We start from the raw sequence: 13,485 nt of genomic DNA on the forward strand, positions 1-13,485 counted from the left end.
AACAGAAAAATCCGCGATCATCTAAGTCTCTTTCTTCGGAAACCTACCTGCAGCGGGCAGGTCCACTGGGACTTTTGTTCAAAAAAAGCCTGTCAAGAACACTCCTGACAGGCTTTTATATTTATTAGGGAAGTACTTTTTACTCCCGAATCTCAATCACTTTAAACTCAGTTCGACGGTTGACCTGATGCTCTTCCTCAGTCTTGGCATCCTTGATGATCAATTGGCTTTCTCCATATCCTTTGGCCACCAATCGGTCGGCTGCGATTCCTTTTGACACAATGTAATCCACTGCGGATTGTGCTCTTCTTTGAGACAAATTCAGGTTGTAGGCATCGCTGGATCTGGAGTCGGTATGGGAACTCAGCTCAATTCTGATCGAAGGATTATCCGCAAGGATTTTGACCAATTTATCCAACTCAATCGCTGCATCAGGTCTGATTTCAGCCTTATCAAGATCATAATAAATATTATCCAGGACGATGGATTTCTCCAAAATCAACTGATCCAAAACGATTGTAGTATCAAGTGATACGTTGGTCACATCCTGAATCAAAGTCGCCGGATCGGGTGTCTTGCCTTTTGTGGTGTAGGGGATCGATTTGGAGAAATAACCTCCCTTTGAAGCTATAATAGTATAATCCGATTCAGGAGCCATGGTAAATCTTACACGACCATTGGCATTGGAGAAATCTCCACCTTGCTGCTTATTATCCGAACCGTAAAGCACAACCCTGGTTTGAGGCAAGTCTGCGATGGAACCATCAGCTTTTTCTTCTTTGGTGAAGACGTTTAGCAATACATTGACGATTTTAGGCTTAGGAGTTTTGTCTTCAAAGAAGTAGATGTCGTCGTCCCCTACTCCACCTTCACGGTTGGAAGAGATGAATCCTGCCTTCGGGTATTCTGTGAAGAAAATCCCAAAATCATCGTCCTTGCTATTGATATTTTTTCCCAGGTTTCGAATCAGCTGTTTACCGGATTCGTCCTTTTCAGCTACAAATAAATCCAACTTTCCAAAACCGGGATGTCCATCTGAAGCAAAAAAGAATTTACCGTCAGGGGTCATTCTTGGGAACATTTCATTCCCCGGAGTATTGATGGTGGGGCCAAGATTGACAGGGTTTCCAAAATCACTGTTGGCAAGTCGGGTAGCTTTCCAGAGATCTATGCCTCCATATCCTCCAGGTCGATTAGAAGCGAAATAGAGTTCTGATCCGTCCGGGCTGAAGGCCGGCGTAGAATTCCACCAATTTTCCTCACCATTAACTGGCATCCAGATGGGCTGGGTAAAACCGGCACCTCGGAAATAAGAAGCAAACAAGGTTGTCTCTGGGTAATCCTTTGGAGAAGTAGAATTTCCTCGGGAATATATGATTGTGTTCCCGTCAGGACTTATTGCAATGGAAGCTTGATTTAAGCCTTCCTCATTTCTGAATTCCGGCAAGGGTTGTATTGCACCAACGTCTACTTTTAACCCATCGGCTCGCGCGCGAAATAGCTTTAAATAGGGTGTTCCTGTAGCCGGATAAATTGCTGATGCTTGTCTTCCTGAAGTGAAGTAGAGGAATTTTTCGCTCAATACGGGAGAAAAATCAGCTCCTGGAGTATTCAGTTCGGTATAATTGACCAAAACATGATTTGGCCAATAATCTTCAATTCCCTCGGCCAATTTAATCGCCTCTATTTCCCGCTGATTTCTCGCCAATAGGGCATCGTCGGCTGTATAACCTTTTGCTTTTTCAAAAGCCTGAATAGCCTCCTCATTTTTCTGCTGCGCTTTAAGGCTCTGCCCAAGGAAGAAGTAACTGGTAAATGATGGATCTTTTTCTGCCAATTGGCGATAGTATGGCTCTGACTTTTCTATTCGATTTGAGAGCCGGTAGCTTTCCGCAATAAATTGGTTCGCCTCAAGATTGGAGGAGTCCTGACTTAGAATCTGAGTAAAGGTATTGATCGCATATTGGTACTGCCCGGACAGGAATTGGTCATTTCCTTTTTCTTGCAAGCTCTTGCAGCCAACAAAAGCCAAAAGAACCAAGGCATAAATCCATAAAAAATGCTTCTTCATCGAATGGTGATTGTAGGTCAATGCTGAATATTACTAATTAATTTGGAAAATACTTAATAAGCCAACTATTTCGGACAGGTTGCCAGAGATTTTGAAGATCGGATTTGACGCGGATCATGGGATTGATCACTTCAGTTTCAAGATCTATTTCACCTGAAGTCACTTTTGATTTCACACCTAAGGCTGAAATTACGTTCATTTCTCCGCTTGGCTTTCTCAAACTGACTTTCCCTTGATCGGTCAAATTGATATGTAGGATACTTTCCAGCTCCCGAAGCGTCCGAACTGAACTATCAATCGAACAGCCACTGGCCCCAAGCTTACTTTCATCCACGGCCAAAATCAGTATCTGGCTTTCGATGAGTTCAAATGAAGTGGGCATCAAGTTTCCGTGCGTATTCCAGCCTTCACAAAAACTTTTCATCCGATCCCGGACAAGCTGCTCATCAGCTGAGGATAATTTATGGTCTGCCTGGTAAACCCAAACTCTAGCGTAATCAGGCATTTGATCAAATGGGAGATACATGCGGTTTGTTTAACTTACAAATAAAAAACCCTTTTTGCATAACGGCAAAAAGGGCTGAATTGATTCAATCCTTCAAATTAAATCCCCATGTCTTTGGCGATCATTTCTGCCAAATCATAGACCTTGACGTCAGCTTCCCGGTTTTGATTTTTCACTCCATCGGTCATCATGGTCAAGCAAAATGGGCATCCAACTGCAATTGTACTTGCTCCGGTGGCCAATGCCTCCTCGGTACGTTCGATGTTGATGTCTTTTTTACCCGGTTCAGGTTCTTTAAACATCTGCGCTCCACCAGCCCCGCAGCAAAGTCCTTTGGTTTTGCAGCGCTTCATCTCGACCAGCTCCACATCTAAGGCTTTGATGACTTCCCGGGGGGCTTCATAGACGTTATTGGCACGACCAAGGTAGCAGGAATCATGAAAGGTGATCTTTTTACCTCTGAACTCTCCTCCTCCTTTAAGTGTGACCTTCCCCTCATTGATCAGCTGCTGTAAAAACTGAGAATGGTGAATTACTTCATAATTTCCACCCAATGCAGGATATTCGTTTTTGATGGTATTGAAGCAATGAGGGCATGCTGTAACAACTTTTTTTACTTCATAGCCATTCATTACCTGAATATTGGCGACTGCTTGCAATTGGAATAGGAATTCATTTCCAGCTCTTCTTGCCGGATCACCGGTGCAGGCTTCTTCCGGTCCGAGAACTGCGAAACTGACACCGACTTTATTCAATATTTTCACAAAAGCCTGAGTCACGGCTTTGTAGCGCTCATCGAAAGAACCGGCGCATCCCACCCAAAAAAGAACTTCTGGTGTCTGACCGTTTGTGGCCATTTCGGCCATGGTTGGAACTTTATATGTTGACATTTTTTTTAGACTTTAGATTTTAGATACAAGATTCAAGACTAAATCTCGATTCATTTAATTTCTTCTTCCTTGACTTTTTCGGACCAGTTGAAGCGATCTGAGGGGCTAAATTTCCAAGGCGAAAAGCTGGTTTCCATGTTTTGAAACATAGAATTCCACTGGGCGGGAGTACCGGATTCTTCCATGGCCACGTAGCGGCGCATTTGAAGAATAATAGCTAAAGGATCGATATTGACAGGGCATGCTTCTACGCAGGCATTGCAGCTCGTGCAGGCGTTGATTTCTTCCTTGGTGATGTAATCTCCCAAAAGTGACTTTCCGTCTTCAAAACCGGCACCACCAGCATCGATGCTTTTTCCAACTTCCTCAGCACGATCCCGCACATCCATCATGATTTTACGCGGGGAAAGTTTTTTACCAGTAAGATTTGCCGGACATTCTGCCGTGCAACGCCCACATTCTGTGCAGGAATACGCATTGAGGACATTGATCCAGCTGAGGTCATTGACATCTTTAGCGCCAAAACGACCGATTTCAGCAGGCGCCTCAGAGGAAGTTTCCACAGGAATTCCCAACATCATATTCACCTCATTGGTCACTTCAGGCATATTGACCATTTCGCCCTTTGCTTTGAGGTTGGAATACCAGGTGTTTGGAAAAGCCAAAAAGATGTGCAAATGCTTCGAGTAGGTGACATAAATAGCGAAAGCCAAAATCCCTACAATATGAAACCACCAGGCAAACCGCTCCATGAAAACCAAAGCTCCATCAGACATTCCCTCAAAGATTGGCATCAGCATGCTGCTGAAAAACAAGGTTCCCAAGGCCAAATAATGTTCATCTCCTCGGTTTGCCAAAATCTGATCCGTTGCATTCATCGTCAGAATTGCAAACATCAAAACGATTTCGATCACCAAAATCAGGTTGGCATCCATGGCAGGCCAACCCTTGAGCTCCGGCTTGGTGAATCGCTCCACTTTCATCACATTTCTTCTGATCAGGAAAGCAACACAGGAAACCAATACTGCGACAGCCAGAAACTCAAACATGTTGATGGCAGTAGTATAAAGGCCTCCCAAAACCGGAGCAAAAAGCCTGTGACTACCTATAATTCCGTCAAGAATGAATTCCAGTACTTCAAGGTTAATGACTAAAAAGCCAACATAAATTAATAAATGAAGAAAAGCGGGGACGATGCGTTTAAACATTTTTTGCTGACCAAATGCCACCAGCATCATGGTCTTCCAGCGGGATTCGGATTGGTCGTTCCGAGTCTCTGCTTTTCCTAAAAGGATATTTCTTCTGAGAAATTTGATCCTTTTACTCAAAATATAACCCGCGATACCCAAAATCAGGACAAATGCGAGTTGCGGTAAAATGCTCATAGTGATCAGATTAGCTTGTTTTTCGTTAATTAGGGTTTATTTTTTCTGAAAAGCGTTTGTATCAAATACTCAAATTTCTACCTTTGCATCACTTTAAGAGTTGGTGATATAGCTCAGTTGGTAGAGCATCGGACTGAAAATCCGTGAGTCGGTGGTTCGAGTCCACTTATCACCACCCTCCCGATCCCCATGGATCGGGATTTTTTTTGCCCATTTCTCAAAACTTCGTCGATATAAAGCTGGATTGTTCATCACTGCAAAATATAAAATAGTCTGCATGCATACTATTTCTGATTCAAATTTATACTCGATCTACACAAGTCCAGGATTACTCATAAGGACAATTGATAACCTAACCACTTCCTTCCGAGTGAGTTTTGGACTTAAAAAAATAATTTCAGGAAATTTCTTCGTGAATTTGTAACATTCTGACCTTTTCCGCATCACCTTCTTAAATGAATTCATTTTTCGAGACACACATCTGGCCCTTGAGAGGCAAGCTGTTCCGGATGGTTTTTCTCTGGACCAAAGACCGGGATCTAGCAGAAGATGTCTTGCAAAATGTATTTGAAAAAACAATGGGACGTCAAAAGGAACTCCAAACACATCCAAATCTGACTGGATGGATGGTCAAAAGCCTGAAAAATGAGGTCTTGATGCATCACCGAAAAAATGAAAGAATTGAAAGTTTGGAAGGAATCCAGGAAACGGCTTTTAATGAACCAAATCAACTTGAATCTGAAGAATCACTTCGTTTGATATTTGATTTGGTAGGAGATCTACCTGAGAAGCAACGGGAGATTTTTCACCTCAGAGAGGTGGAGGAGATGAGTTATGAAGCCATTGCAGGGCAATTGGAGATCAGCCTTGACCAAGTGAAAGTCAACCTCCATCGGGCAAGAAAGACCCTACGCGAAAAATTAATCAACCAAGGAATCACCGGATGAAGACAAGAATTGAAGAACTGCTGGAGAAATATTGGGAGGCGGAAACATCCCAAAATGAAGAAAAGGAGCTTCGGGAATTAATTCGAGAAGCGACAGGCTATGAACAGGAAAAGGCCTTGTTCAAAGGACTTGACCTGTTCAAGTCCGAAGAACCAAAAATTCTGCGTGTTCCCAAGACCAAAACGCGGAGGCTAAACCCCGCTTGGCTAAGCTGGGCGGCTTCGATTACGATCTTGATTGGAAGCTTTTGGGGATGGAGAGTCTATGAGCAAAAGCAAGCCGAGCAGAGAGCATTCGAAGAAGTCATACAAGCCTTTGGTTTAATACAGTCAAACCTTTCAAAAGCAAAAGATCAGCTGGCTCCGCTGAATGATCTAAAATATTTGAACACAACCAATCAGCTGTTTCAGCTGGATCAAAATTCAAACCAATGAAATCGAGCCTGTCTGCTACAGGCATGACCCAAAGCGACCCACAGAGGGGTGCCCCCCCCGATAGCTATCGGAGCGGCTATCGGGATGGCAATTAAAAGACAAATTATAAACACATGAAATCGAGCATGACGAGTACGTCACACACTGGGATGCCCCGAGCTATCGGGGAATTCATGCGAAGATTCCATCTGACCAAAAAAATCAATTTATAAACAGATGAAAAAGACCTATATCATACTATTCTTTCTACTGGGACTGACTACTGCGTCTTATGCTCAGGAGGATGCCATACAGAAGTTTTTCTCCAAATACATGGAGGACGACCGATTCTCCCGGGTCTACATTTCTCCAAAAATGATGCAGATGGCCGGTGGATTCCTAAAAAGTAGTTCAGGGGGAGATGTTGAGGCTCAGGAGTTGGGGAAGTTAATCTCGAAAGTAAAAGGTATTCGAATACTGTCAGCCGACGGAATTGAAGGGATGCCTTTATACAAAGAGGCCATGTCCACACTCAACAGAAACCAGTACGAGGAATTGATGGATGTGCAGGAAAAAGGCACCAGTCTGAAATTCATGATCCGTGAAGAGGCTGGTTTAATTCGGGAACTGATGATGATAACAGGGGACACCAAAAGCTTCACCCTGCTATCCATGCTAGGCGCATTCACCTATGAGGACCTGAATATGTTGGCTGAAAAGACCAACCTGCCCGGAATGGATAAATACGGAAAAGGAAGTAAGGGGCCCAAGGGGCCGAAATAATATTATTTGAAAACTAAACCACTTACAAAAATGAAAAGACTCATTGTAACCCTCTGCCTACTTGCTATTGTCTATGCTACAAATGCCCAAAGCAAAAGTGTAGCTTCACTAAAAGAAAGGTTCAAATCAGACAAGGACTTTTTCCAACTTGAATTGGGAGGAAATTTTATGAACTTTGCGGATGGCTTCAAAATCGATGTCGATAAAAACAACATGGCAACTGTTGCCAAATCAGTTGAAAAATTGATTTTTTTAAGCCTGCCAAAGGACAATAGTAATTACACCGAATTCAAAGCTTTACAAAAAGGCCTCGAGCGAGAGCGCTACGAACTCCTGATGGAGACAGCTGGAGGAAAGAGTGGGGTTTTTATCTATTCCAAAGGAGCTTCAATAATTTCAGATTTGGTCATCTTGGTAGGGGACAACAAGAAGGGAGACTTAATGGTGATTGAGCTGAAAGGAAAATTTACCCAAGAAGCTTTATCCAAAGCAACTTCCAAGCTTAATTGAGTTTAAATTTAAACCTCATTTTCAGTTTTTAACACAAAAGCCCGAATATTTCGGGCTTTTGTGTTTGACATAGATCAAATTGTAAAAATACTTTTTGTTTATACAATCGTTTGCGAAAAAGAGAATATAGCAATTGATGTAATTACATGATTTTGTTATTTAATAATTTTACAATTTATTATTCTGTTTTGTGTTAAAATTTCACCATAAAGTAAGCTCCGCAATCGATGACGGGATTAAATTATGCTTTTTGTAATTATTTGATATTTTTGTTAATGATTTGAAAATATTTATGACATTTTATTAAAACATTTGCAATTTCACTTCCGTTAGGTATCTTTGTAATGTAATTCGAATTGCATCGAAGACCCTGTAGCCCAAAATCCCCCACTGATGGAAACTGTCCATCCAGCGGTTACACACAAAATCTAGAACCTATTTAAACCAACTAGTAAAATGAGAAAATTATTCACTATGCTTTTTGTTGCGGGGATCGCAACTGGAGCGTTTGCTTACAACGACGAGAAATCTGTAGAGATCAGACAAACTGAACCGGCTAAAGTAATGATAGCAGTAAATGATGCGCCTCAGGGAACATTAACTGTACGGATCACTGATGCTGACAACCGTCTGGTGTTGCGTGACAGAATCACAAAAACCGAAGCTTTTGCAAAAAGATATGATTTGAATGCCCTACCTGTAGGTAATTATTCAATCGAAGTATCCGACGCAAAGGGTAAGTTGAGAACTGCCACATTCAATACTCAGGTGATCACCAAGCCTTTGGTATATTCCCGGGTGACAGCCTTGGGTTACAATCAATACAGACTTTTGGTGGCGAACCTCGAATCCAAAGACGTAACAGTACAGATATTCGACGGAAACAATCTGATCCATACTGAATTGATTCAGAATCCTCAGGGACTACACAAAATCTATACGATTGACAATCCAGGTTCTCCTGAAGGAATCAGCTTCAAAGTGACTACCTCAAGTGGCTTCGAAGCTTACGTTGCAACGCGATAATTAAACCAACTTTATTTTAAAAACCCCTGCCTCAGCAGGGGTTTACTTTTTTAGAGCTTTTCAAAAACCAATCGCGCATGTCCCATGATCTCCCGCTCGAAGCAAACTCGATTGGGGCGAACTCTCAAAATTGCCAGTTGATGTCTAAATTCTTTATCTGTAAATAACTTAGGAACTAAAGAGGCAAACCATAAGTACTTTTTCAAATTGAATTTATAAAAGCGCTTAGTCCATTCTCGATTGGTATTTACATAATCCAATCTTCCGTCACTATAATAGGTGTTTTTAAAATAGGCACTGGCAGTACGCACGACGTGTTCATATCCATAAGGAATCCATGAATCCGGATTATGCTTCAGCAAAAGAGCCATAATGTAGCTGTCAGAATCTTTTGGCGCATTGATGTCAATCTGATCAAAAGGCATCATATTCTTTTCAAAAGTCATGGTTTGCATGTAAAATTTCCCGCCCGGTTTGAGCAGATTGTACACATGACGAAAATAATCTTCATATACTTCATCCTGACGGCCTTCGAGGTAATCCTTTACCGAAGCCACATGCTCGAAACTTCCAAAAGCAGTGATCGCATCGAAAGTCCCAAAATCCTCGGGTTTGATAAATCGAGCATCTTTGATGTAGGCAGTTAATCCATTCTTCCTACAGGCATGAACTTGACCATCCGACAGGTTTACACCGATACCTTCTGCACCTACGACATCCTTTAGGTATTTCAACCAACCTCCCCAGCCACAACCCAAATCCAAAACCCGACTCCCAGGCTTTATATCCAAAGCTTTGGTTACAAACTCATGTTTCCTCCGTTGAGCTTCTTCCAGAGAAATCGAAAAGTCACCGAGGTACATCGCGTTGCTGAAAACAGGGTTTTCACCCAGACTGTATCGTATAAACTTATCGATGTTGGTGTAGGTGAAGTCCATTTCTTTCTTCTTATCCCATGCTTGCCCTTCCCGCTCACTGACACTCGATCCACTCCATGGTTTTGCTAAAAGTTCTTTGTTGATGTCTGACTGTTCCATTTTTTGAAAGGTTATTTGTGGAGATAAAATAAACTATTGAATTTCAATAGTTTGAATAAGTTACTATTTCCGACCCAAATAAAAAAAACACATCCTATAAAGGGAAGGCATTGTAGTAGTCTATTCCTTTTAAACTAAAAAAATATCAAAATAACCCTAGCATAAACTCTTTTCCCCATGAAGACTCTCCCAGTATAAAACTCAGGATGACACCAAACCAATAAAAACCAAAACAGCCCCAGGTAATCGGAAGAACTTTACCCAATTGCATTCGGTCATAAAAAAGTACACTGATTGAAATCACAAGTAATAATCCTAATCCAAAAACTGGCCCTGCTTCAATGCCGCCAAGTGTTCCAACTATTCCACTAATTCGAAATACTGCTGCAAAAAGGAAAACTAAGCCTGAAAAAAACATCAAGCGCTTATGTGCCTCAGGGTTTTTCCGCTCTGCTATTCCCAATCCAACAAACGAGGAGAATAATAAGCTCATAAAAAAATCCAGCCAAAGAATACCTGACAAACCTGGCTCTATTTCTTGCACAGTTTTTCCAAGAGCAAATGACAACTCTTCCATTCGGGAGGGGAATAAACTAATCACCCAAAGTGTTGACGCAAGTACAAAAAATGCCCATATCGCTCCAAAGTAGCCAATTTTCCGATGCAGATTTAGACTTCTATTTTTAATTAAAGTGGATTGAACTACCAGAAATACATACCAAACCGTGAGCACTAAGCCATGTAAAATATACGGGATAGGAAGTCCTTCAGGGTAAAATGGTTGCGCTTCAATCCAAAATTTTAGGAAAAAACTCGGAGCAAAACCAATAAAAACCAGACATAAAAATATCCAGGTCATGGCATGGAAATATGGTGGACTGATGGACTTTGCCCTTTTCATGCATACAAATTAAAAATCAAATCGGAATTAACCCTTGATTTTCAATCAAATTCAAAAAAGCTGAAATCGGCAAGGCTCCATAATCCGAGTTGGGTCAATTATGAACTTCAGGAAAATTGATAACCAACTTTGCTACACGAGCTCCAAGCCCAAAACCTTTTTTCAAAAACACATCCTCTGCTTTTCCGGAATCAAAAGGGACTTCACCTGTCACCGCTGATGCGCCAAATGCCGCCTCAGCTTCTTCACCTCCGACAACGATCAGTCCATGAATCAGCATCGAATGCAGAATGTTCAGCATGACCAGCTCTTCCCCGATCGAAATCCCACCTCCCGTTGAAAATGCCGCTCCGATCTTATTTTTCAAAGGTCTACCCTCAAAGGGCCAAGAATTGATAAACTCCTGAACAGCGGGAGCGATATTAGCATTATAAACGGGTGAACCGACAATGATTGCTCGCGCATCAAATAAATGCTGAGAAGTGACTTGATCGATCGAAAGAAGAGTCACCGTTACTCCGTCGACAGACTTGGCTCCTTCTGCAATTGACTCCGCCAATGCTTTGGTACTTCCTGATTGGGAATAGTAGGCAATTAAAACCTCTGGTTGTTTCTGGGCAAAGGAATTCAAAACAATCCCTAATCCAAAACAAATTAATAAGACGATTTTCCTCATATCTGGTTATTTTGGGGCGATTTTGTCGGCAACTTTTCTCATTAGGTTAGGGAAATATTTCCCAATGAAAACGACCACTTTACCATGTCCCGTAAACACAAAAACTTTTTTTCTTTTTTGAATCGCTGCTACCATTACTTTTGAGGCCTTATCAGTTGGCCACATTAAATTAGCCGGCCTTGGATCCTGACGATGGGGATGAAAATGTCCTTCATTATCTATTCGGGTGATATTACTGTCTACAAATCCGGGATGGATAGTCGTGCAAGAAACTCCACTTCCCTTAAGCTCAACCTGCAAAGACTCTCCAATATTGTGGACAGCAGCTTTAGATGCTCCATAGGCTCCAATTCCCGGATTCGGGACAAAGGCCGCCACACTGCCGATTAGTGCTAATCTACCTTTTGTTTTTTTTAAGTGTGGCAATGCATATTTGCAGGTTAATGCCAATCCCGTCACATTTCCTGCAAATTGCCGCTGCCAATCCGCTTCAGTCAATTGCTCAATTGAACCCATCACACCAAATCCAGCATTGGCAACCGCTACGTCAAGCTTTCCAAAATCAGACAGGATTTGATCGACACAAGTCTCGATTGTTTTCGGATCCAGTACATCGCAAAAGTAGGCTTTGGCTTTTCCACCCTTGGATTCGATTTCTTGAACCACTGAATTTAATTCATCCATTCTTCGGGCTGAAACAGCCACGGTAGCTCCTTGTGAAGCAAATTCAAGAGCCATTCCCCGGCCTAGGCCTGAAGATGCTCCTGTAATCCAGACTACCTGATTTTGTTGATTCATAGGGAAAAGAATTTGTGCCTCCCTCAAGGTAATCATTCACTCAAACTTCTTCAAACAAGGCATCCATTGTCACTTCACTTTGCACCAGCATATCGCTGTAGGTATTTCGATGCAGGCCATAGGTGCTGACAAATGCAAAATGTACCGCGCTTTTGGTTTTTGAAACTTCCTTGAACACAGCGATTTTTGACCTTAGTTGATCCGCATATTCCTTGTTGATGGCGAAGGTATCTAGGTGAAATTTGCACTCACAGATTGTAATCACATGATCCCGCCGATCAATCAGCAGATCTATTTGTGCGCCTTTGTCACCAGTCGACCCCCTCCAGGCAGCATGCTCGGCCTGAATTCCACTTATTCCAAGTGCCTTTTTGATTTGGAAAACATGATCTAGGCATACCTGCTCAAAAGTAAACCCTTGCCAAGCGCGATGTGCAGGCTGATCTATTAACTTAAGCCAATCATTGCTTTGTGGTTTTTGAAGAAATCGGAAATGAAAAGCAGTGAAATAGTCTGAAAGTCTATAAATCGTATTTTTCAGTTTTCTATCCAAGGCCGGATAAGAAGTGATAAATCCACTTTCCTCCAAATCCACGAGTACTTTGCTCAAGGTTCCGCCGGATTGAAGCCCGGAGTTGTGAATGATTTCGCTACGTGCCATTCCGTAGGTTTTGGCAGAAAGCACCTCGACCACTTTTTCGTAGACTTCATGTCGCTTGAAGAGCGCACGGTAGAGGTTGTGAAACTCATTTCTGAGCAATCCGCTTTTTTCAAAAAACAGCTCTTGAATGTTCTGAGCTGCACTTTTCCCAGCCTCCACCGCATCCAAATAGTAGGGAATCCCACCCAAACACATGTACAATTGGATGATTTGATAGCGATCCAGTTGACAATTGTTGGATTTAAGTAATTCCTCGGCTTCTCCCAGCGTAAAGGGTTCAATTTTCATCTGAGCCGTGACACGATTATGCAGGCCACCAGTACTATTGATGACCTCGGTAAGCATCCAAGAAGCCGCCGAACCACAGACGATCAGCAAAATATCGGTTCGGTGAGTGGCCCAGGCATTCCAAAAATGCTCTAACCCCATCAGAAAGTCTGAGCCATGCGTATGCATCCAGGGCAGTTCATCTATGAAAATGACCAGTTTCCCATCCTTTTTTTTGAGCTCTAGATGCATTCTCAAGCGCTGAAATGCTTCCAACCAATTCTGCGCTGGGGAATCAAAAACCAAATGTGATTGACGATTCAGCTCGGTATCAAAATTGAAAAGCTGCTGTTCTGTCGTCGCATTGGCCATTCCGGTCATAAAAAAATCAAACTGATAGTGGAAATATTCCTTGACCAAAAAGGTCTTTCCAACCCGTCTTCGACCATATACAGCCAGAAATTCTGACTTTTTACTTTTCAGCAATTTCTTGAACCGTTCCCTAGGTTTCTTCCGTCCGATCAAACTTGGATTATCCACAATTTATTTATTTTCAGCCAAAACTGCTATAAAAATACTATTTCTGGCTGGAAATAAAATATTTTACAGCCTAAA

14 protein-coding genes and 1 tRNA gene are annotated in these 13,485 nt (G+C 42.1%); 6 read left to right on the plus strand and 9 right to left on the minus strand.

Annotation, left to right across the window (positions count from 1 at the left end; genetic code table 11):
- Nucleotides 1-139: 139 nt before the first annotated feature.
- The 4 genes from Q8M62_RS17200 to Q8M62_RS17215 all read right to left on the minus strand — a co-directional run bounded on the left by Q8M62_RS17200 (nt 140) and on the right by Q8M62_RS17215 (nt 4,851).
- Nucleotides 140-2,071, minus strand: coding sequence for an OmpA family protein (locus Q8M62_RS17200; protein WP_304899368.1), 1,932 nt, complete (start codon nt 2,069-2,071; stop codon nt 140-142).
- Nucleotides 2,072-2,108: 37 nt separating this feature from the next.
- Nucleotides 2,109-2,597: a hypothetical protein gene (locus Q8M62_RS17205; RefSeq protein ID WP_304899369.1), complete on the minus strand. Its 489-nt coding sequence runs from the start codon at nt 2,595-2,597 to the stop codon at nt 2,109-2,111.
- A gap of 77 nt (nt 2,598-2,674) precedes the next feature.
- Complete coding sequence (locus Q8M62_RS17210; protein ID WP_304899370.1) at nt 2,675-3,466, minus strand: (Fe-S)-binding protein; 792 nt, start codon at nt 3,464-3,466, stop codon at nt 2,675-2,677.
- A 50-nt stretch (nt 3,467-3,516) separates the two neighbouring features.
- Nucleotides 3,517-4,851, minus strand: coding sequence for a 4Fe-4S dicluster domain-containing protein (locus tag Q8M62_RS17215; protein WP_304899371.1), 1,335 nt, complete (start codon nt 4,849-4,851; stop codon nt 3,517-3,519).
- A 102-nt stretch (nt 4,852-4,953) separates the two neighbouring features.
- On the opposite strand from Q8M62_RS17215, the gene Q8M62_RS17220 reads away from it, so the two are divergent.
- The 6 genes from Q8M62_RS17220 (at nt 4,954) to Q8M62_RS17245 (ending at nt 8,530) form a co-directional block, all read left to right on the plus strand.
- Nucleotides 4,954-5,026, plus strand: a tRNA-Phe gene (locus Q8M62_RS17220).
- 280 nt (nt 5,027-5,306) lie between these two features.
- Nucleotides 5,307-5,798 (plus strand): RNA polymerase sigma factor, encoded by a 492-nt coding sequence (locus Q8M62_RS17225; RefSeq protein WP_304899372.1) that lies wholly within the window; start codon nt 5,307-5,309, stop codon nt 5,796-5,798.
- Nucleotides 5,795-6,232 carry a hypothetical protein gene (locus Q8M62_RS17230; RefSeq protein ID WP_304899373.1) on the plus strand — a complete coding sequence of 146 codons (438 nt, stop codon included), beginning with the start codon at nt 5,795-5,797 and terminating at the stop codon, nt 6,230-6,232. Before Q8M62_RS17225 ends, Q8M62_RS17230 begins: the two co-directional genes overlap by 4 nt.
- A gap of 216 nt (nt 6,233-6,448) precedes the next feature.
- Nucleotides 6,449-6,994: a DUF4252 domain-containing protein gene (locus tag Q8M62_RS17235; protein WP_304899374.1), complete on the plus strand. Its 546-nt coding sequence runs from the start codon at nt 6,449-6,451 to the stop codon at nt 6,992-6,994.
- Between the two features lie 30 nt (nt 6,995-7,024).
- Nucleotides 7,025-7,504, plus strand: a complete 480-nt coding sequence (locus tag Q8M62_RS17240) for a DUF4252 domain-containing protein (RefSeq protein ID WP_304899375.1) — start codon at nt 7,025-7,027, stop codon at nt 7,502-7,504.
- Between the two features lie 456 nt (nt 7,505-7,960).
- Nucleotides 7,961-8,530 (plus strand): hypothetical protein, encoded by a 570-nt coding sequence (locus tag Q8M62_RS17245; RefSeq protein WP_304899376.1) that lies wholly within the window; start codon nt 7,961-7,963, stop codon nt 8,528-8,530.
- 50 nt (nt 8,531-8,580) lie between these two features.
- Here the strand turns inward: Q8M62_RS17245 and Q8M62_RS17250 are convergent, their stop codons facing one another.
- The 5 genes from Q8M62_RS17250 to Q8M62_RS17270 all read right to left on the minus strand — a co-directional run bounded on the left by Q8M62_RS17250 (nt 8,581) and on the right by Q8M62_RS17270 (nt 13,410).
- Nucleotides 8,581-9,567, minus strand: a complete 987-nt coding sequence (locus tag Q8M62_RS17250; protein WP_304899377.1) for a cyclopropane-fatty-acyl-phospholipid synthase family protein — start codon at nt 9,565-9,567, stop codon at nt 8,581-8,583.
- A 145-nt stretch (nt 9,568-9,712) separates the two neighbouring features.
- Complete coding sequence (locus tag Q8M62_RS17255) at nt 9,713-10,468, minus strand: hypothetical protein (RefSeq protein WP_304899378.1); 756 nt, start codon at nt 10,466-10,468, stop codon at nt 9,713-9,715.
- Between the two features lie 94 nt (nt 10,469-10,562).
- Nucleotides 10,563-11,144, minus strand: a complete 582-nt coding sequence (locus tag Q8M62_RS17260; RefSeq protein WP_304899379.1) for a flavodoxin family protein — start codon at nt 11,142-11,144, stop codon at nt 10,563-10,565.
- 6 nt (nt 11,145-11,150) lie between these two features.
- On the minus strand, nt 11,151-11,942 hold the full coding sequence (locus tag Q8M62_RS17265; RefSeq protein ID WP_304899380.1) for an SDR family oxidoreductase: 792 nt from the start codon (nt 11,940-11,942) through the stop codon (nt 11,151-11,153).
- A gap of 40 nt (nt 11,943-11,982) precedes the next feature.
- Nucleotides 11,983-13,410, minus strand: a complete 1,428-nt coding sequence (locus tag Q8M62_RS17270; protein ID WP_304899381.1) for an ATP-binding protein — start codon at nt 13,408-13,410, stop codon at nt 11,983-11,985.
- Between the last annotated feature and the right edge of the window lie 75 nt (nt 13,411-13,485).

The sequence above is a fragment of the Algoriphagus sp. genome (assembly GCF_030694375.1).
Classification (GTDB): domain Bacteria; phylum Bacteroidota; class Bacteroidia; order Cytophagales; family Cyclobacteriaceae; genus Algoriphagus.